At 67.7% G+C, this 20097-nt stretch carries 13 protein-coding genes; 5 read left to right on the top strand and 8 right to left on the bottom strand.

Annotated features, from left to right (window positions below; translation table 11 throughout):
* Positions 1-257 precede the first annotated feature (257 nt).
* The 3 genes from OG524_RS27765 to OG524_RS27755 all read left to right on the top strand — a co-directional run bounded on the left by OG524_RS27765 (position 258) and on the right by OG524_RS27755 (position 2653).
* Positions 258-1145 carry a helix-turn-helix transcriptional regulator gene (locus OG524_RS27765; RefSeq protein ID WP_405387992.1) on the top strand — a complete coding sequence of 296 codons (888 nt, stop codon included), beginning with the start codon at positions 258-260 and terminating at the stop codon, positions 1143-1145.
* A gap of 83 nt (positions 1146-1228) precedes the next feature.
* A complete protein-coding gene (locus tag OG524_RS27760; protein ID WP_405387993.1) occupies positions 1229-1486 on the top strand; it encodes a hypothetical protein in 258 nt (85 codons plus the stop codon).
* Positions 1487-1678: 192 nt separating this feature from the next.
* Entirely contained in the window at positions 1679-2653 is a 975-nt protein-coding gene (locus tag OG524_RS27755) for a glycosyl hydrolase (protein ID WP_405811853.1), read from the top strand.
* 107 nt (positions 2654-2760) lie between these two features.
* Here the strand turns inward: OG524_RS27755 and OG524_RS27750 are convergent, their stop codons facing one another.
* From OG524_RS27750 to OG524_RS27715, 8 genes are all read right to left on the bottom strand, one after another.
* Positions 2761-3438 (bottom strand): alpha/beta fold hydrolase, encoded by a 678-nt coding sequence (locus OG524_RS27750; RefSeq protein WP_405387995.1) that lies wholly within the window; start codon positions 3436-3438, stop codon positions 2761-2763.
* Positions 3435-4631 carry a mannose-6-phosphate isomerase, class I gene (gene manA, locus OG524_RS27745; protein WP_405811852.1) on the bottom strand — a complete coding sequence of 399 codons (1197 nt, stop codon included), beginning with the start codon at positions 4629-4631 and terminating at the stop codon, positions 3435-3437. Before manA ends, OG524_RS27750 begins: the two co-directional genes overlap by 4 nt.
* Positions 4632-4739: 108 nt before the next feature.
* A complete protein-coding gene (locus OG524_RS27740; RefSeq protein ID WP_405811851.1) occupies positions 4740-5333 on the bottom strand; it encodes a hypothetical protein in 594 nt (197 codons plus the stop codon).
* A 214-nt stretch (positions 5334-5547) separates the two neighbouring features.
* Positions 5548-6606 carry a LacI family DNA-binding transcriptional regulator gene (locus OG524_RS27735; protein ID WP_405387998.1) on the bottom strand — a complete coding sequence of 353 codons (1059 nt, stop codon included), beginning with the start codon at positions 6604-6606 and terminating at the stop codon, positions 5548-5550.
* A complete protein-coding gene (locus tag OG524_RS27730) occupies positions 6599-9073 on the bottom strand; it encodes a glycoside hydrolase family 2 protein (protein ID WP_405811850.1) in 2475 nt (824 codons plus the stop codon). Before OG524_RS27730 ends, OG524_RS27735 begins: the two co-directional genes overlap by 8 nt.
* Before the next feature lie 44 nt (positions 9074-9117).
* Complete coding sequence (locus tag OG524_RS27725) at positions 9118-9996, bottom strand: carbohydrate ABC transporter permease (protein ID WP_405388000.1); 879 nt, start codon at positions 9994-9996, stop codon at positions 9118-9120.
* A complete protein-coding gene (locus OG524_RS27720) occupies positions 9993-10958 on the bottom strand; it encodes a carbohydrate ABC transporter permease (RefSeq protein ID WP_405388001.1) in 966 nt (321 codons plus the stop codon). The genes OG524_RS27725 and OG524_RS27720 overlap by 4 nt, the downstream gene beginning before the upstream one ends.
* Before the next feature lie 136 nt (positions 10959-11094).
* Positions 11095-12408 carry an ABC transporter substrate-binding protein gene (locus OG524_RS27715; RefSeq protein WP_405393061.1) on the bottom strand — a complete coding sequence of 438 codons (1314 nt, stop codon included), beginning with the start codon at positions 12406-12408 and terminating at the stop codon, positions 11095-11097.
* Between the two features lie 345 nt (positions 12409-12753).
* Here OG524_RS27715 and OG524_RS27710 point away from each other — a divergent pair, with 345 nt between their 5' ends.
* Positions 12754-13719 (top strand): ROK family protein, encoded by a 966-nt coding sequence (locus tag OG524_RS27710; protein WP_405811849.1) that lies wholly within the window; start codon positions 12754-12756, stop codon positions 13717-13719.
* 1165 nt (positions 13720-14884) lie between these two features.
* Positions 14885-20095, top strand: a complete 5211-nt coding sequence (locus tag OG524_RS27705) for a DUF6531 domain-containing protein (RefSeq protein WP_405811848.1) — start codon at positions 14885-14887, stop codon at positions 20093-20095.
* Positions 20096-20097 lie beyond the last annotated feature (2 nt).

The following is a 20097-nucleotide window of genomic DNA, read 5'->3' as shown; positions in this document are numbered from 1 at the left end:
CCAGGCGGGCCTGACCAGCCATGTCGCCGTTCACCACGTCCACCGTTCCCCGCACACGAGCGGCACGCCATCGGAGCGGGCCGGGCCATCGGGGATGTGCCTGGGCGGCGGGCGCCGGGCACGGTGCAACACCGTCAACCGTGCCCCTTCACAGCCGCCGCAGGCAGGCCGGGATGTTCCAGGGGGTGGCCAGCGGGGGTGTGACAGGGCCCCCCTCAGCACGCATGTCGCACCGAAGGCGGAGAGACACTGGCGGTATGGCACCTGAGCAGCACAGCAGCGGCGAAGAGCTGGCACGCTTCCTGCGCGCCCGCCGCACCCAGACCAGCCCCCGGTCCGCCGGGCTCACCCCGGGCCCCGGCGTCCGCCGCACTCCGGGACTGCGGCGCGAGGAACTGGCCACGCTCGCCGGGGTCAGCATCGACTACTACACCCGCCTGGAACGCGGCAAGGAAACCCGCCCCAGCCCCGCAGTGATCGACGCGCTCGCCCGCGCCCTCCAGCTCGACGACGCCGAACACCAGCATCTGCGCGACCTCGCCGTCCGCGCCGCCCACTACGCACCCCAGGCCGCCCCCGCCCCCAGCCGTACCGTGCGCCCGCACCTGAAGCTGCTGCTGGAAGCCGTGCGCCCTAGCCCGGCCTACGTCGTCAGCCGCAGCATGGACGTCCTCGCCCACAACCCCGGCGGACTCGCCCTGTACCCCGGCCTGGCGGACTGGCCGGCCACCCGGCGCAACCTCGGCCGTTATCTCTTCCTCCACCCCGCCGCCCGCGAGGTCTTCCCTGACTGGGACAACCAGATCCGGCACTGCGTCTCCCGGCTGCGTGCCCTGGCCGGCACGGACCCCGACGCCCCCGACCTCACCCAGCTCGTCGGCGAGCTGCTCCTGAAGAGCCCCGACTTCGCCAGGCTCTGGGACCGCTACGACGTCACCGGCCGGAAGATCACCACCAAGACCTTCCAGCACCCCCAGGTCGGAAAGATCACCCTCGACTTCCAGGGCATGGCCCTGGAAGGAACCCCCGGTCACCGCTTCGGCGTCTACATCGCCGAACCCGGCACCCCCGAGCACGACGCCATGCTCCTGCTCGACATGACCGCCCCCCACACCGCCGAGCCGGCGTCCCAGCAGAAGAGGTAGCCCCGAGGGGCATGCCCCTCGGCCAGGGCACCATCGGGGAAGTTTGGTGGTTCGTTCAGGGTGGGCGGCGCCTGATGTAGCGCATGACGGTCTGCTCGGTGATGCGGAGCAGGCGGCGCATCAGCCGGAGCAGGGTCGGCACTTTCGGCCGCTTCGTCGAGGATGCGGTCCTGGCGCAGGTTGTCGGCGACGTCATCGACCACACCGACCGGAAAGGGTGGCGCCCGGTTCCGCACAACACCCGGCCCGGTCTGGGCACGTGGGTCGGCGGCGCGGCACGACACCACTGGGGGCGGGCCATGTCGGTACGCAGTTCGAGCCATGACGCGGAGCGCACATAGAGGACAAGCAGCGAAAAATGTGCCACGTTTAGGAAACGTTAAGTAAATTATGTTGTCTGCTGGCAATGAGAGGCAACGTGAACCGTTGACGAGAACTGCAGATTCCGCCACCTTCATGACGTCGAGCATTTCCGCTCCGCCACGAAAGCAGGGATGCCAGTGAGAAAAACACGACGCTTTGCCACTTCCGCCTTGACTGCCGCAGCCGTATTCACGGCAGCATTCGTTTGGCCGGCGGCGGAGTCCGCGCAGGCGTTTCCCGCGACGCCCAAGCAGAACGTAGTGAACTATCTGCGCTCCATCTCCGGAACCAGCATCGTTTCCGGACAGCACAACAAGGAGCCCGCTTCGGCTCCGGGGCAGTACACGCAACAGGTCAAGGACGTCACCGGGCAGTACCCGGGCCTGTGGGGCGGCGATCTGATGTTCAACGCTGCGGACGTGGCCAATCGCCAACGTGTGGTCGACCAGGCGAAGACCGAGTGGGCCAACGGGTCGCTGGTATCTCTGACCTGGCACGCCTGTCCGCCGACCGGCGGAAGCACCTGCGCGTTCGAGGGCGGTGTGAAGTCGAACCTATCCAACGCGCAGTTCTCGCAGATCCTCACCAACGGCAGCACACTGAACAACACCTGGAAGCAGCGTCTCGACGAGGTCGTCCCCTACCTCCAGCAGCTGAAGAACGCGGGAGTCCCCGTGCTCTTCCGGCCGTTCCACGAGATGAACGAATCGTGGAACTGGTGGGGCAACCGGCCGGGTACCAACGGAAGTGCCCGACTCTTCCAGATCACGCGCGACTATCTCGCGGGAACGAAGGGGCTGGACAACCTCATCTGGGTGTGGAACGTGCAGGACAACCCGGCCGGCGGGTGGAGCAACTACTACCCCGGAAATTCGTACGCCGATGTCGTGTCACTCGACGTCTGGTACAAGAACCACCCAAGTTCCGGCGATTACCAGCAGATGAGGAACATCGCCGGGACAAAGCCCATGGCCATCGGGGAAATCGGCAAGATGCCGACCGCCGCGATGCTGCAGAGCCAGCCGCAATGGGCATGGTTCATGATGTGGTCCGAGCATCTGCGGGGGAACAACACCAACGCCGAGATCCAAGCGGCGTACTTCCACCCCCGCGTTCTGAACCAGGGCGAGGTCAGCCTCCCCTGATGCCCTTGTCGCCATCGCCGGGGCGAACTCGCGGCTCCTGATCCGGGTCGGGCCGAAGGGGCCCGACGGCTGTTCATCTTCGCCCTGAGGCAAGCGTTCGGGTGTGATCACAGCCATCCGGACAGCCCACGGAGAAACCCGACGGGATCGTCACGGTGGACGGTGTGTCCTGCACCGTCCACCGTTCGCGTGTGCCATCCCCGGCTGCGCAGCGTCGCGGCCGGGGCCGGTGGAATCCGTTCGCTGGGGTCGGCGAGCAGCACCAGGGACGGCACGGCCGGGGCGGCGGGCAGGCCGGGCAAGTGCGCCAGGGCGTCGACGGAGCTTGGATCCCAGGTCTCCAGCGCCTGGTGCTCGGCGGTGATGTCCTCGTCATGCCAGAGCGGGTGCTCGGCCCGCAGTTCTCGCCAGGTGGCGTACTTGGCGGCGCGCAGGGCGGCCAGGTCTCGGGGCCGGTTCACCCATGCGGGGTCGCAGTGGACGGCTCGGGCACAGCGCAGTCGGGGTGTGGCGAGCAGCAGTACGGCTGAGCCCAGTGAGTGGCCGATGGCGAGGTCGGGGGCCGGAGGCACGGTTTCGATCAGGTCGGTGGCCAGGACGGCGGGAGTGTAGGTGGCGCCGTGGTCACTTCCTCCATGACCGCGCAGGTCGACGGCGATGACCCGGTAGCCGCTGTCTGCGACGGCCGGTGCGACACGGTTCCACGTGCGTGAATCTGTCATGATGCCGTGCACGAGCACGGCTGTGCGGGGGCCGGTCCCCCACTCTCTGGTCGCGAGCCTCATGAAGCGGCGGACAGGGGTACTCGCGCGCGGTGGAGCACCGCTCCTCCGCCGGTCACCTCACACGGGCTTCCCGCGGGCACGAACACGGCCGCGCCCCGGGAGAGGGGCGGACCCGACGTCAGGCGTACGTGGCCGACGAGACAGAGCAGCACCTGCGGCCCGGGGTCGGTCACGCTCACGGCTTCGGTACCTGTCTCCAGGCGCGAGAGAACGAACTCCTCTGTCGGAGAACAGAATTCGGTCTCACCGGCCGGCCCGGTGGGAGTGGGCCGCATGACTGCGGGTCTCATCGGAGTGCAGTCCACGATGTCGGCCGGCAGCACGGTGTCGACGTGCTTGTCGGTCAAGCCGCAGCGCAGGACGTTGTCCGAGTTGGCCGTGATCTCCACGCCGGTTCCCCGCACATATGCGTGCGGCACGCCTGCCCCTCGGTACAGGGCTTCTTCTGCGTCGAGACGAACCTGGTTGAGCAGCAGTGCTGCGAGAAGCCCGGGGTCACCGGGGAAGTCTTCTGCGACGGCCGCGTAGGCGGCGCCGGCGTTGCTCCAAGGATCTGGGGACGCGGTCAGCCGGGGCAGGGCGGCGGATACGGTGCGCACGAGCCGCTCGGGAGCGCGCAGGGCCGCGCGAAGCGTGCGGCTGAGGGCTTCGTGCGCAGGCCGCGAGTGGAGAACGACTGACCAGCGGCGGAGTTCGGGCACCGCCAGGGCATCGAGCAGCTCGGCTGTGCGGGCCGGCTCCCGGAAGCCGCAGAGCGCCTCGAAGGGCTCCAGTGCACACAGCAGTTCCGGCTTGTGGTTGCGGTCTTCGAACGTGCGGTGCGGGGCGTCGAGCGGCACTCCGGCCGCTTCCTCTCGGTCATGGCCGTTCTGCGCCTGCCGGCGTGTGGGATGCACCTGCACCGACAGCGCCCGCTCGGCTGCGAGCACTTTGGGCAGGAAGGGGAGTTCGGGGCCGTGAGCGGCCAGGCTCGCCTCCCCCAGTTCCCTGAGCGGGTCGGCGGTGACGGCGGCTGCCAGGTCAGGGCGGCCGGGCCGGTCGGGGAGAAGCGATGGGACGACGCGGTGCGCGCCGAACCAGAGTTCGGCCTGTGGTTCGCCGTCGGGCCGCTGCCCGAGGAGAGCGGGAATCGCGGTGCGTGAGCCCCAGGGATGGTTACGTACGGCGGGGCTGAGGAGGGAAGGTGCGGTCACGGGGTCCTCCGGGGAGAGGGGTGGGGCATGAGAGTGCGCCGCCGTCGTCCGGCGAGGGCGGCGCACGGGTCCCGGGCACGGTCAGGGCTGTTGTGCCCGGCAGATCGGTCAGGTCAGTCGGTGGCCGTGAACGCCGTCGCCGTCGGGTTCGCGTTGCAGACTGTCGCTGTGCGCTGACATGCGTGCCCAGCCCTGGAGCGTGTCCACCTCGACATCCTGGCTCGGACCGGCCTCGACATCCTGGCTCGGACCGGCGCCCAGGGGCGCAGATGTGGCGAGGATGCGCCCGGCCCGGTCGAGGGCACTCACCCGGTACGACGCCTGAGTCCGCGGAGTCGTGGCGTCGAGCCACGGCGTGTCGATGTCGCCGACCGGAGTCGTGGTGAGTGTTGTCCACGGACCGTGTGCACCGCGCACGGAGCGCTGGACACGGTAGGTGTGGGCGCCGACGGTGCCACGCCAGGCTATCTCGTGGATACCGGACCGCTTGGTGATCGAAGTGATCAGCGGTGGGGTGACAGGGAGGGCGGGCAGACGCCGTTCCCCCATGACGCGTGCCGTCTTGAGCGCGTCGCCGAATACGGAAGTGGGTGGGGTGGTCGATCCCGCCCACGTTCTCGTCCAGGCCGAGCCGGACAGGTTGGTGCCCGCGAAGCGGAACGGCTCACCCTGCAGCGTCAGTGAGGTCCCCTCCCGCTGCACGAAGGCGTCTGCGGTCCGGCTCGGCGGATCAGCGGTGGCGGGGACGATGCGGCGGTGGTGGTGACGAGAGCGCCGACCGTCAGGAGGGCGGCAGGGGTTCTTCGGCGGTGTCGGGGCATGGCAAACCTGGCTTTGGCTCAAGAGGGCTGGGGGACGACGGCAAGCCTGCCCGGTCCGGAGTGGGTATCCGGCCGGGGTGCTGCCTTGGCCGTCGTCAGTCGGTGGGTTGCCGCGGGGGTGCGCTGCTGCCCCGGGGCAGCAGTACGGGCGGAGCGGCCGGGCCGGACGACACGTCGCGGCGGTGGACTACGTCGAACAGCCGACGGGTCACGTCGGCGCCGAAGCCGAACACGTCATGGCTCATGGCCGAGAGGGTGGGATGCGTGAGCTGGCACAGCTGCGAGTCGTCCCAGGCGATCAGGCTGACGTCCCTCGGTACGTCCAGCCCCATCTCGGCGGCGACGGACAGACCGGCGACGGCCATGATGTCGTTGTCGTAGACGATGGCCGTGGGGCGGCGCGGGGAGGCCAGCAGCGACCGGGTCGCCCGGGCACCCTGCTCCCCCGAGTAGTCGGTGGTGACGCTGCGGGCCGGCTCCAGTCCGAGTTCGGCCACGATCGTGTTCAGCGCGGCAGTGCGGATGATGGTGTGGCCGAGCGACGGATGGCCACCCACCCTTGCGATCCGTCGGTGCCCAAGGGCAGCGAGGTAGCGCACCGCCTCCTGCACGGCAGCCTCGTCATCGGTCCACACCGAGGTGAACCCACCGGTCAGCGACGGGTGGCCGACCGCGACGGCCGGTAGCCCGATCGCCGCCAATTCGGTGACCCGGGGATCGTTCTGCTGGATGTCGACCAGGATGGAACCGGCGATCCGGCGCGACTGCCACCACTCGCGGTGGACGGCTATCTCCTGAGTGACGTCGCGCACCAGGTGCAGGAGCAGGGAGCACCGGTGTTCCTCCAGGACGGACTCGGCCCCGGAGATGAACTCCATGTAGAACGGCTCCAGCCCGAGCTGCCGCGCCGGCCGGGCGATGACCAGGCCGACGGTGTCCGCAGCTCCGGTAGCGGATCCGGACAGCTTGATCGCGGTCTGGCTCGGCACCCAGCCCAGCTCGGTGACTGCCTCCATGATGCGTTCACGCGTGGCTTCCGAGACACCGGGCCGGTTGTTGAACGCCAGGGACACCGCTCCTCGCGACACCCCGGCCCGGGCGGCCACATCGTTGATGGTGACGCGCCCGGACCGGCGTGCAGGTGCCTCACTCACGGCCGGCAGCCCCGTTGACGCAGAACAGCGCGCCGCCCGCGGCCTCCGCGGTGGGGCGCTCCCAGCCGGTGACATGCCAGGTGAAGGTCTCGCCGGGCAGCAGGGTGACCCGCCCGTGATCGGTGCCGGCGTCCGGGGCCAGCCGGTCGGCCTGCAGCACCAGGTCCCGTACAAGCCCGGCGGCGGTGACCGTGACCGCGACACCGTTTCCGCCCCCCTCGCTCACCCGGACGTCGTAGGAGGCGGCCGGGTAGGCGAACTCACGGTCGGCGCAGGTGAAGTGCACGGCACGCGAGCCGTCCGCGTCGGCGACGAGGAACTCCCGGCGCGCGTCGCCGAACTCGGCGACCGAGCGGGGCAACGCCTCCAGAGCCACACTGTTCCCTGCGGCCTTGAGCATGACCTCGGCGCTTGCCAGCACCGTTCCGTCCGCGTCCATCCGCCGGACCGTGACGGTGGTGTCCCACGTGGCGGCACTCTGGTTGCAGCCCGCGACGACCAGGGCGCTGTCCCGGAGCTGGAGTGTCAGCAGCCGGTCGGCGTACAGACGGCGCATCTCGAAGTACAGCGGCTTGAACCGGGCGTCACCGTCGATCGCCGCCCAGGAGGTCACCGGCCAGCAGTCGTTGAGCTGCCACAGCACCGTGCCGGCGCACCGGGGCCAGTGGGAGCGCCAGTGCTCCACCCCGGTGGCGACCGCGCGCGCCTGGTTCAGTTGGGTCAGGTAGTGCCAGGTGTCGAAGTCGGCCGGCGGGGCGAAGTGGTGGTCGAGCCCCCGGTTCAGCTTGCCATTGCCGTCCTCCGCCTTCTGGTGGTGCAGCATGCCGGGCGAATCGGCGGTCAGCGGCCTTTCGGACAGCGCGCGTTCCAGGGTGGCGTGGGTCGGCGGGGCCTGCCAGCCGAACTCCGCGACGAAGCGGGGCACCGTGGTGAGGTAGTCGCTGTAATCTCGGCGGTTCCACACCTCCCACGAGTGCGCGGTGCCGTGGTCGGGGTCGTTCGGAGTGTGGTTCCAGGACCCGGACCAGGGGCTGCCCGCCCAGTAAGGCCGCGTCGGGTCCGTCTGCGCCACGATGCGGGGCAGTAGACCCAGGTAGTAGCCCTCCCCCCATGATCCTCCGGCGAGTTCCTGCTCCCACCCCCAGTCGGCGAAGCCCCAGAGGTTCTCGTTGTTGCCGTTCCACAGCACCAGCGAGGGATGGGGCATCAGCCGGACCACGTTCTCCCGGGCCTCGGCCTCGATCTCGGAGCGCAGCGGCTGCTCCTCCGGGTAGGCGGCGCAGGCGAAGAGGAAGTCCTGCCAGACCATCAGGCCCAGCTCGTCGCAGACGTCGTAGAAGGCCCGGTCCTCATAGATCCCGCCGCCCCATACGCGTACCAGGTCCACACCCGCGTCTGCGGCCTGGGTGAGACGGGTGCGGTAGCGGTCGGCGGTGACGCGTGTGGGGAAGACGTCGTCGGGTATCCAGTTCACCCCCCGGGCGAAGACCGGGGTGCCGTTGACGACCAGGGTGAAGGCGCTTCCGTGCACGTCCGGGGACGTGTCGAGTTCGATCGTGCGGAAGCCGATGCGTCGCTCCCACGCGTCCAGGGCGTGGCCGTCGTCGCCGTCCTCCAGCACGACGGTGCACGCGTACAGTGGCTGGTCGCCGTAGCCGCGCGGCCACCACAGCTTCACGTCCGGGGTTTGTACGGTCACGGTGGCGGTCCTGGCTGCGGGCGCGACGGTGATCTCCGAGGAGACGTCACCGACCGTGGCCACCAGACGCAGCGGCCGGTTCTGACCGCTCGTCGTGCGGTCCAGATCGACGGTGATCTCGACGATGCCGCTCCCGTCACCCGCGACGGTGACCTGCGGACGGACCTCGGCCAGCCGGGCGGTGGACCACTGCTCGATGCGCGCCTCACGCCACACGCCGGCCGTCACCAGGGTGGGGCCCCAGTCCCAGCCGAACGAGCAGGCCATTTTACGTAGGTAGTTGAACGGCTCGGGATAGGAGTTGGGCCGCTGACCCAGCGCCTCTCGGACCGCCTCGGCCTCGGTGTACGCGGACGTGAAGGCGACTTCGAGCGGCGCCGGACCGTCGACCAGCAGGTCGGTGACGTCGAACCGGTAGGAACGGTGCATGTTCCGGGTACGCCCCAGCAGCCGGCCGGCAGCATGGACGGCGGCGACCGTGTCCAGCCCGTCGAAGACCAGTTCGGCACGCTCGAAGGTGCAGTCGCGCTGGGGCAGTTCGGTCGCGTAGGACCAGTCGGCACGGCCCACCCAGGCAGCCTCCGACTCGTTGCGGTCCAGATACGGGTCGGCGAGCAGATCCGCCGCCATGAGGTCGGTGTGGACGCAGCCGGGCACCTGTGCCGGCACGGTGGTTCCGGCCAGCTGCGGGGGCGCGTCCTGCGGGGTGCCGCGGTCGGTGTTCAGGCGCAGCGTCCACCCCTGGGACAGCGGCGTGCGGACCTTCATGCGTGCTCCTTGAGATGTAGTGCGGGGCGCGGTGGGCGGGCAGGTCATTTGGTGGAACCGGCCGCGAATCCGCTGTAGATGAAGCGCTGCAGCGCCAGGAAGACGATCAGGGTCGGCACGATCACGACGATCGTGCCGGCGGAGATGGTCTCCCAATGAGCGCCGAAGGGGCCCTTGAACCGGAACAGGGCGGTGGAGATGGTGCCGAGTTCGGGGTCTGGCATGTAGAGGAAGGGCACGTAGAAGTCGTTGTAGATCGCGATGCCCTTGACGATGACGACGGTGGCGATGGCCGGTCGCAGCATCGGGAGGATGATTTTCCGGTAGATCGTCCAGGAGTTGGCGCCGTCGATGCGCGCGGCCTCGTCCAGGGAGACGGGGATGGACCGGATGAACTGCAGGAAGATGTAGATCGAGACGATGTCGGTGCCGGTGTACAGCAGGATCGGTGCCCACCGGCTGTTGAACGCGCCGAGATCGTCGATCACCTGGAACGTCGCGACCTGTGTGGTGACGCTTGGCACCAGCGTCGCCAGCAGGAAGAGACCCATCACCAGCTTTTTGAGGCGGAACTGGAAGCGGTCGATGGCATAGGCGGTCATCGAGCCGATCAGCACCGTCCCCGCGGTGGAGACCACGAGGATCAGTGTCGTGTTGCCGAACGCCCTCAGCATCGCACCTTGCTCGATGGCGGTCGCGTAGTTGGTGAAGTTGGACCAGTCACCGGGCAGTGCCAGCGGGCCGCTGTTCGCCACCTCCGACTCGGTCTTGAGCGAGGTCAGCAGAACGACGGCGAGGGGCACGAGGACGACTGCCGAAGCCAGGAGCAGTGACAGGTACTTCAGGACGACCGGGATTCCGGGCGGTACGGAACGGCCGCCGTTGACCCCGCGCCGGGCCGGGGCAGACAGGTCGGTGGTCATGAGAGCTCCACCCTCTCCTCGGGAAACAGCCGACGCTGGACCCAGGTGATCAGCAGGATCAGGAGCAGCAGGACGACGGCGGACGCCGAGGCCAGGCCGACCTTGTCGAACTGGAAGGCCAGCTTGACCGTCTGGATGACGAACGTCTCGGTGCCGTTGGCGCCACCGGTCATGATGTAGGGGATCTCGAAGACAGCCAGAGACCCGGAAACGGCGAGTATGAAACTCAGGCTGATGATCGGCTTGATGCTGGGTGCGATGATGTGCCGGAACTGCTGCCGGCGGTTGGCCCCGTCCAGCTCCGCCGCCTCGTACAGGTGCGGGGGAATGGACTGGATCGCACCGAGGAACAGCACCATGTTCAGGCCCATGAAGCGCCAGACAGACACCCCCGCGAGCGAGGGATTGGCCAGGTCCGGGTCGCCGAGCCACAGGTGCTCGCCCTCCGCACCGACCAGCCGCAGCAGCGTGTCGAGAGTGCCGTCGGGCTGGAAGAAATACAGGAACACAAACCCGACGGCCACCCCGTTGATCAGATAGGGAAAGAACAGCAGACCCTTGAACAGGTTGCGGAACCGGGTGTTGAAACTGAGGACCGTGGCGAAGTACAGCGCAAGCGCGATCTGAAGGAACGACGCCGCCAGGTAGAACCCGCTGACGAGAAACACCTCGAACCGCGCGGGCCGCGTCACCAGATCGGTGTAGTTCTCCTCGCCCACAAAGGAGCGCGAAGGGCTGATGCCGTCCCAGTCGGTGAAGCTGTAGCCGATCATGTCCGCCACCGGCAGGAACGTGAACATCAGCAGCAGCGCCAGAGGCGCGGCCAGGAAGAGCCAGGGGGTCAGGGCCGCGGCGCGGCGCCGCCTGCCGGCGCGTGGCCGGCCGGGGGCAGGCTTCGGCGGCGGTGTGGTTCGCCGGCCCGCGGCGAGCCCCCCTGCACGGGTCTTATGGGCAACGGTCATCTCACGGTTCCTCGTGGTGGGTTCCCTGTCGGGCGGATCTCGGGGAGGCGGCACGGCGAAATGCTCATGCGGGGCCCTGTTCGGGCGGCTCGCAGCGCGGCTGTCCTGGTCGGGGTCTCACCGTGCCGCAGCATGGTCAGCCGCCGAGGGTCTGCTGCGCCTCGGCCCACTTCCCGTTCAGCTCACCGAAGTAGCTGTCCATGTCCCCGTCGGCCGCTCCCCGGGCGACGTCGACCAGCTTCTGCCGATAGCCCTGCGCGGTGATCCCGATCTCGGACGCCTTGTCGATCTTGTTGACGTCGACGACGTATTCCTGGTGCTGCGGGATCAGGGTGACATCGTTGTCGGAGAACGCGTTGAGCGTGTTCGGCAGCGGAGCGCCCTTGACCGAGGAGATGGACCCTTCGCTGGCGGCCTGGCCCGACTTGGTGATGTACCAGTCGAGCCACGCCCGCGCCGCTTCCTTGTTGTCGGAGTGCGCGTTGACCGCGTACTGGTAGTCAGGGCGCAAGACGGAGCAGTACGTCCCGTCACGCTGCGCCGGGAACGGCATGAATGCGATGTCGTCGGGGTTCTTCCCGGCGGCCTCCGCTCCGGCCCGCATCTGGGAGATCGCCCAGGACCCCAGCCACATCGATGCGACCTTGCCGGATCCGATCTGCGCCTTGGAGTCTTCCCAGTTGGTGGTGGTCGGGTCGGGCTCCGACAGCTTCTTCTCGACGATCGTGTAGAGGAGCTTGTCGATCTCGTAGAGGTCCGATCCGCTGCTCCAGGGCTCCTCGGTCTTTGCCAGGGAGTCGTAGGCCCCGGAGTCGCAGGAGGGCGAGCCGATGGCGTTGGTCCAGTTGGTGAGGGGCCAGCCGTCCTTGTAGTTCGTGTAGTAAGGGACGGCATCCGTCTTCGCCTTGATCGTCGCCAGGTCCGCGACGAACTCCTCGGGCGTGGCGGGCCAGTCCTTGATACCGGCCTTCTCCCAGACCGCCTTGTTGTAGACGAACCCGTTCGCCACCCCGATGTTGGCCAGACCGTAGACCTTGCCATCCACCGTGGCATGGTCGGTGTAGTCGAACGTCGCCGACAGTTTGATGGAACTCCCGAGCGGCGCGAAGAAGTTGGGGTACTGCTCGACGGAGAGGGAGTTGGGGATCAGGAGGACGTCACCATAGTTCTCGGTGTTCATCCGGATCCTGGTCTCGCCCTCGTAGTCGGTCAGCCCTTCGAACTTGACCTTCACACCCGGGTAGATCTTGTTGAACTCGGCCGCGTACTTCTTCAACGACCCGTCAGCAATCTGGTCCGTCCTGTTGGTCAGAACCGTAATGCCGCCAGACACCTTCGCGGGATCGCTCGGCGGAGCCGCGATCTCACCACTCGTCGCATCCCTCTGACCACTACATGCCGTGACAGCAGCCAATATCGTGGCCACCAGAACCACACCAGCTCTATGCATTTTCTCCACCCCTCACTGCACGACTACCGACATCAAGCCCAGAGGGAAGCCGCAGGGACTCCCGCCGCCCCGGCCCGATGAGCGCTCAACGTAGACGTAACGCGGAGGCAATGTCCATAGACCGGTCCACCTGGATTTCAGAGCCTTCACAAGGCCCTGATCAGCAGCTTTACTAAACCTTGACTAAATCAATCGGCTCTTGAACGCGCCGGGCGACGCCGCCTCGCCAGCACCTGGACAACGTTGTCAGGCAATGGTGTGATGTGGTCGGCTCACCGAACCGCACATGCCACCCCTACACAGAGGAACATCACCGTGAGTAGTCATTGGCCGGCGGCTCAACCCATGAACGATGGCCTGATCGCCGCCCTCGATATCGGCGGAACCAAAATTGCGGGCGCCCTGGTCGACCGGGATGGCGTTCTGGTTCACCGTGCGCGCCGCGCCACCCCTGCGCGGGAACCCGCCGACGTACTCGTCGGTGCGGTTCACGAAGTGATGGGCGCCCTGTCCGCCAGCCCTCTGTGGGGAAGAGTTCGGGCGGTGGGCATCGGCAGCGCCGGCCCGATCGACCTGGCACACGGGACCGTGAGTCCCGTCAACATTCCCGCCTGGAGGAACTTTCCCCTCATCGAATCCGTCGCGAGGCATCCGGCTGTGGGCCATCGGCAGGTGGCGCTGGCGGGGGACGCCGTGGCGATGACCGCCGCCGAGCATCGCCACGGCGCGGCACGCGGACACAGGAACGCCCTGTGCCTCGTGGTGTCGACGGGTGTGGGCGCCGGCCTGGTGCTCAACGGCAGCGTGCACCACGGGCTCACAGGCAATGCCGGTCACCTCGGCCACATCAGCATCGACTTCGACGGTGAAGCCTGCCCGTGCGGAGCGAGAGGCTGTCTGGAAGCCATCGCCAGTGGTACCGCCATCACCCGGCACGCGCTTGCTCTCGGATGGCAAGCACCTCTGACGGCAGACGCAGCAGGGGTCGCGGCGGCGGCTCGAACCGGAGAAGCGGCCGCCATCGCCGCGTTCGACCGGGCGGCCCGCGCATTGGCGGCGGGCATCGCCGCCACGGCGGCGCTGGTCGAGATCGACATCGCCGTTGTCGGGGGCGGTGTCGCTCAGTCCGGCGAGGTGTTCTTCGAACCGCTCACTCGCCACCTGCGGCGCTACGCGGCGATGCCGTTCCTGAAGGAGCTGCGCGTCGTGCCCGCTGAGCTGGGGCCCGACGCCGGTCTGGTCGGCGCCGCGGTGCTGGCGTCAGCGGGAGTTGCACCCGTTGCGACCATACTCGGCCATGGCAATCGGTAGGCAAGGCCACGCAGCTCTCCTCGGGCCCGTCCGATTCAACTTCCGGTCTCGTCCGGTACCCGCTCCTCATACTGACGCGCGCCCAAGACCCTCGACGGCGTCGGCGGGAAGCAATAGCCAAGCTCTCAGCGACGAGCCGTTTCCCCGGGCATGACACGCAACTGCTGATACTCCCTCAGGAGTGGCGTCGGATGAGCGTCGAACCGGCTCCTCGATGATCGGGGCACAGACCCCTGCCTAGTACGCCGTCCACATAACCTCAGGTCGGAGCCGTTCGTCAGCCACCCGGCACGGTCCACGTCATACGCGGAGGGAAACAGGTCGAGCGACCGCCCCACGCTACAAACCCGCAGGTCAGGCGCCCTTGTCAGCAGGCTCAAGGATCGCCACTCCACGTGCGAGCTCATCGAGAACACATCACAATCGACGGGGGCCGGAGAACCTGCACGTCAGACCCGATTTCTCGGTCCGCCGGCCGGACGGCGAGTGGGCCGGAGCGTCACAGCAGCGGCAGCCAGCTCGGGAGATCCGCTGCGCGGTCACGTCCTCCATAGAGCAGGAACGACGAATGCACCGACAGCCCACCATGGCACCGGCTGAACGTCAGGCCGCCGCCGACATGCAGTGCTCAGCGTCGGCCCGGTGTTCCGCTCCCGCACGTCGACAGCAAGTGAGGTCCGCGAACGAGGCGCACCTTTCACTCCCCCACCACTCGCCACAACCACGCCAGTCACCGAACAGAAACCCAGGATTGGCCGGCTGCTCTCCGGGGGTTCAACTACCGCCTTCAGGGCAGGACGGCGTGTTCACGCCAATCGCCCACCAGGGGACGGCTGGTTGACCCCGCGACCAGGGGACACACCGGGCACCGTTCGGTGCGACGCATCAGGATCCAGCCCCATCCACCGCCCTGCGTTAGTTCGATCCACTTTTGGATCAAGCATCACCCCGACTCTGTTCACGACTTACTCACGGGTGATGCACTGTGCGCACACAAGCGCGAAGACTCCTCACAACGCTCCTGGCTCTGGCTCTCCTGGCTGTCGCAGGGGTCATCCCCTCCTGGGCATCCCCCGGAGGCCAACAGACCTCCATACCCCCATCGACCGCCATACGGACGGCCGAGGCGAGAACCGCTGCGGACCTCCCGAAGCCGCCCAAGGCCATGACGCTGGCCGAGAGACGCCAGCAAGTGAAGCAGGACCGGGACGAGCTGTCCCCCATGCACAGCTACATCGACCCGCGCGCAGAAAAGCGGTCCGGCACACCGCACCCCCGTCCCACCGAACCCGCCGACCGAGGCCCGGCCGCGAGCAGATCGGCGACTCCGTTCGGCACACAGGCAACAGGGAATCCCACGTGGGTCAGCGCGTACGCCACTGCTTACCCGGCGATGTTGTCGATCGGCGGGCAACTGCAGCTGCCGGCGGGTACGACGGCGTCCTCGGTATCCGGGATGTGGCTCTATGTCCGCGACGAGGCGGGGAACTACGTCCACCAGCAGGAGATCAAACGCACCACCGGCGACCCTTCAGGCCGCTACCTCGACAACGGCGCCTGGTGCTACGGGTGGTGGCCGAGCAACTCCTACCCTGCCGACCAGTGCTTCTGGTGGAGCGGCAGCACGCTCGGGGGGCATCTCGAGGACGGCAAGAAGTACTACGCCTGGATCTTCCTCACCGGCACCGACGGGTCTTCGAGTCCGGGCGGAACCACCTCTCCCCTCGTGGAAGCCTTCTACACGCCTGACATTCCCGGAGCGCAGGCGGGCATCTGCACCTGCTACGCGCAGGCCCACCGTGCGGACCCGGTCAACACGGCGACCGGCATGTTCTTCGAGCAGCTCACCGACGCCTCCCTGGTCGGCCCAGGCGTGCCACTAGCCCTGGAACGCACGTACCGTTCCGACTCGGCCACGGCCGGCCTTCTGGGGCGCGGCTGGGCGACACCGTTCGACTCGAAGCTCACGGTCGCGACGGGAAAGGTCACCTACCAGGCGGACGACGGGGCGTCGTTCGTCTTCACGCAGAACAGCGACGGAACGTACAAGGCCCCGGCCGGGTCGGCAGCCAAGCTGGTCAAAGGCACCAGCGACTACATCCTGACCACGCCCGACCACACCAAGCGGACCTTCACCAGCGGTGGTCAGCTCGTTTCCGTCGTGGACAAGGCAGGAAAGGGGCTGAACCTGACGTACGCGTCCGGCAAGCTCGCCTCCGTCAAGGACGCCGCCGGGCGCACGACGACGTTCACGGTCGGCGCCGACGGGCTGCTGTCCAAGGTGGCTCTGCCGGACACGACATCGGTGTCCTACGGCTACACCGGTGGTCTGCTGACTTCGGTGGCCGACCCTGCCGGAAAGACCTCTTCCTACGCGTATGACGCGAACAAGCGGCTGTCGTCGTACACCGACCCCGCAGGCGGCAAGGTCAGCAACACCTACGACACCGCAGGCCGGATCACTTCCCAGACCGACCAGAACACCAAGACGACCACGTTCACCTGGGACGGCAGCCGCGAGTCGCACACCACGGCGCCCGACGGCGGCGTGTGGACCGACGTGTACTCCGGCAACGTCCTCATGTCGACCATCGACCCGTACGGCAAGAGCATCACCTACGACTACGACCGCAATCTGCGGCCCGTGGGCGTCACCGACCAGCGCGGCAACACCACGTCGATGACGTACGACAGCGCCGGCCGGATGCTCACGCGCAGTTCGCCGTCGGGGCTCGGCTACAAGGAGATCTGGACCTACGACACGTCGGGCAACATCACCAGCCACACCGACGGCCGCGGCAACCAGACCACGTACGCATACAACACGTCCAACCAGCTGACGACGACCACCGACCCGCTCGGCGGCACCACCGCCTACACGTACACGACACTCGGCGCCATACAGACGGTCAAGACACCACGGGGCAAGGTCACCACCTACGGCTACGACACAGCCGGCAACCGGACATCGGTGACCACACCCCTGGGTGAAAAGGCGACGTTCACCTACGACGCGGCCGGGCGGATCCTGACCAAGACGGACCCTCGTGGCAACGTCACCGGCGCCGACCCCGCCGCCTACACAACGAGGTACGCCTACGACGGGCGAGGGCTGCTCAGCTCGGCCACCGATCCGCTGGGCCGCACCACGTCCTACACCTACAACGGTGCGGAGCAGCTCCTCACCGCGAAGAACCCTGAGGGCGGCACCACGGCATTCGCCTACGACGATGCCGGGCACCTGACCCGAACGACAGACGCGGCGGGCAAGTTCGTCACCCGCACCTACAGCGCCGCCGGACACCTCGCCTCCGAGACGGACGCCGCCGGCAACAAGACCACCTACACCTACGACAAGGTCGGACGCCCGCTCACCAGCGTCTCCCCGCGCGGCAACGTCGGCGGCGCCGACCCGGCCGCCCACACCACCAACTACGCCTACGACGCCGCCGGCAACAGCACCAAGGTCACCGGTCCCACCGGTGCGTTCACCACCACGACCTACGACGCGATCAACCGGCCGCTGGTAAACACCGACCAGCTCGGACACACCACCGGCTACACGTACGACGCCAACGACAACGTCACCAAGGTCACCGACGCCGCAGGCAAGACGACCCTCTCCGTCTACGACAAGAACAATCGGCTGACCAGCAGCACCAACCAGCTGAGCAAGACCAGCACCTACACCTACGACGACGACGGGAACCTGCTCAGCAGCACCTCGCCCCTGGGCAACAAGGAGAGCTGGACCTACGACGACGACGGCCGCCAGGCCACCGCCGTCAACCCGCGGGGCAACACAACCGGCGCCTCCCCCGCCCAGTACACCACCACCTACGACTACGACCCGTCGGGCAATCCGACCGCCGTCACCGACCCGCTCGGAAACGTGACCAGAACCGAGTACGACGCCGTCGGAAAAGTCACCCGGAGCACGGACGCCGACCAGCGCGCCACCACCTACAGCTACAACAAGCTCGACCAGCTGACCACCGTCACAGCCCCCGGCGGCGCGGCCACCACCTACGGCTACGACACAGTCGGCAACGTCACCGGCCGGACCGACGCCAACAACCACGTCACCACCTACGGTTACGACGCCGCGCACCGCCTGACGTCGGTCACCGACCCCCTGGACCGGGCGACGACGTACGCGTACGACGCGGACAGCAATCCGGTCAAGGTGACGACGCCCCGCGGCACCACCACCCGGACGTACGACGCCCGCGGTCTGGTCACCAAGATCGACTACTCGGACACCACGCCGGACGTCACCCTCGGCTACGACGACGCCGGACAGATGACTGCCCGTGCCAACGCGAAGATCTCCGAGGACTTCGTCTACAACGCGGTCGGTGACCTCACCAAGACCCGCGGCTTCGCCTACACCTACGACGCCGCCGGGCAGATGCTCACCCGTAAGTACTCCGACGGCAACACGATCGGCTACACGTACGACAACGACGGCCGCACCGCCACGATGACGGCCGACGGCGCCACCACCACCTACACCTCCGACGCGGCGGGCAACCTCACCAGGACGGCACTGCCCAACACGGAGACCGAGGAACGCACCTACGACCGGGCGGGCCGCGTCACCGCCGTCACCTCCGCCAAGGCGGGCACGACAGTCACCAAGACCGCCCTGACCCTCTCGGCGGCCGGCCTGCCCACCCGCGTCGACGTCACCCGGGCCGGAGTCGGCACCGGCGGCTACGACCAGACCTACGACACCGCGGGCCGCCTCACCTCCGGCTGCTACCCCCAGCCCTGGATCACCGGCTGCGCCGCCACCCGCACCACGTCCTACACCTACGACAAGGTCGGCAACCGCCTGACCTCCACCCTCGGCGCCACGTCAACCAACTACGCCTACGACGACGCCGACCAGCTCACCTCCACCACCGCCGGGACCAGCACCACCGCATACGCATACGACGCGGACGGCAACCAGACAAAGGCCGGCGCCAACACCTTCACCTACGACCTGGCCGGACAGATCTCCACCGCCACCGTCGCGGGCACCGACTACACCTACGACCACGATGCCAGTGGCAATCAGGTCGCCACGCTCCAGGACGGTGCGGTCACCAGCCGCACCCAGTGGGACCCCAACGCACCCCTGCCGATCCTCGCCACCGAGTACGACAGCGCCTGGACCGTCAAGCAGTCCTACCGCTACGACCCGATCGGCCAGCCCGCAGCCGCCAAAACCGGTACGGGCGCGGTCTTCTACTACCACCACGACACCCAGGGCTCACCGCTCGACGTCACCAGCAGCACCGGCACCCTCCACCAGCGCTGGGCCTACGACCCCTACGGCACCCGCGTCCTGGGAACCGTCACCGGAGGCGCACCCGCAAGCACCCCCTCTTACACCGGCGCCCGGTACGAAACCACCACCGGCAACCTCGACCTCCACGCCCGCCAGTACACCCCGGCCACCGGCCGCTTCAACAGCACCGACCCGGTGACCCGCAGCACCTCAAGCCCCCATGTGTCCCCGTACGCATACGCCGACAACGTACCCACCCTCCTGACCGACCCGAGCGGCCGTACCCCCGAAGACCCGAACGACAGCGTCGACGGCATCGGCGACGTGCTGGGCATTTTCGGTGACGCCTTCGCCGACGTCGTCAAGTCACCGTTCGTGTTCCTCGGTGACGCGCAGGACGCCTTCACCGGCGAGAACGGCGGCGCCGGGGCCTTCCTCGACAAGTACCTCCCCGTCCGCCCCGCCTACCGCCTCTACCGCGCCGAGTACATGCTCCGCCAACAAGGCTGCGACGCACTCGCCGACCTGTACGCGGAAGCCGCCGACGAACTCACCCAGCAAGTGGCCCTCGTCGGGGTCGGCGGCCTCAGCGGCTGGAGGCGACAAGCGGTCGAGCCCGAGACGTCGGCCCTGGGCGCCGAAGGGCTAAGCAGTCGCCCCGCCATTACGGGGGCCAGGACGGCCACAGAGCTAAGGAACTCTCCAGGCGCTGTAACAGGTGGCGGGCGTCTGTCCGATATATCTGGTGGGTGGCTGAAGGGAACCCATGGAAGTACGGGGAAAATCCCGGGACAGATCGGCCGACAGCTGCAGGGGAAATCCTTCAAGACATTCGGGGATTTTCGCGAGGCTTTCTGGAAAGCCGTTGCCAGTGACTCAGGGTTGGCAGCAGGCTTCAGTAAATCAAACAGGACACGTATGGCTGCCGGCAGGGCGCCATTTGTGGCGAATCAGCAAGCCGTGGGAAGGAACAACAAGTACGTCCTCCATCACGTAAAACCGATTCAACATGGCGGCGGCGTCTACGATCTGGACAATCTGGTGGTTGTAACGCCTCGGTATCATGCCGAGGTACTGGACCCCAACTATCATCAGTGAGG

This window comes from Streptomyces sp. NBC_01520 (assembly GCF_045040375.1).
Classification (GTDB): domain Bacteria; phylum Actinomycetota; class Actinomycetes; order Streptomycetales; family Streptomycetaceae; genus Streptomyces.
The sequence above is the reverse complement of the archived record's forward strand: the minus strand, read 5'-3'. Positions and strand labels throughout refer to the sequence as shown.

Coding starts and splice junctions, on each gene's coding strand:
- OG524_RS27760 (WP_405387993.1), top strand. CDS start 1,229: ATGACGGTCTGCTCGGTGATGCGGAGCAGGCGGCGCATCAGCCGGAGC.
- OG524_RS27705 (WP_405811848.1), top strand. CDS start 14,885: ATGACGCTGGCCGAGAGACGCCAGCAAGTGAAGCAGGACCGGGACGAG.
- OG524_RS27715 (WP_405393061.1), bottom strand. CDS start 12,408: ATGCATAGAGCTGGTGTGGTTCTGGTGGCCACGATATTGGCTGCTGTC.
- OG524_RS27725 (WP_405388000.1), bottom strand. CDS start 9,996: ATGACCACCGACCTGTCTGCCCCGGCCCGGCGCGGGGTCAACGGCGGC.
- OG524_RS27720 (WP_405388001.1), bottom strand. CDS start 10,958: ATGACCGTTGCCCATAAGACCCGTGCAGGGGGGCTCGCCGCGGGCCGG.
- OG524_RS27750 (WP_405387995.1), bottom strand. CDS start 3,438: ATGAGGCTCGCGACCAGAGAGTGGGGGACCGGCCCCCGCACAGCCGTG.
- OG524_RS27730 (WP_405811850.1), bottom strand. CDS start 9,073: ATGAAGGTCCGCACGCCGCTGTCCCAGGGGTGGACGCTGCGCCTGAAC.
- OG524_RS27765 (WP_405387992.1), top strand. CDS start 258: ATGGCACCTGAGCAGCACAGCAGCGGCGAAGAGCTGGCACGCTTCCTG.
- OG524_RS27710 (WP_405811849.1), top strand. CDS start 12,754: ATGAACGATGGCCTGATCGCCGCCCTCGATATCGGCGGAACCAAAATT.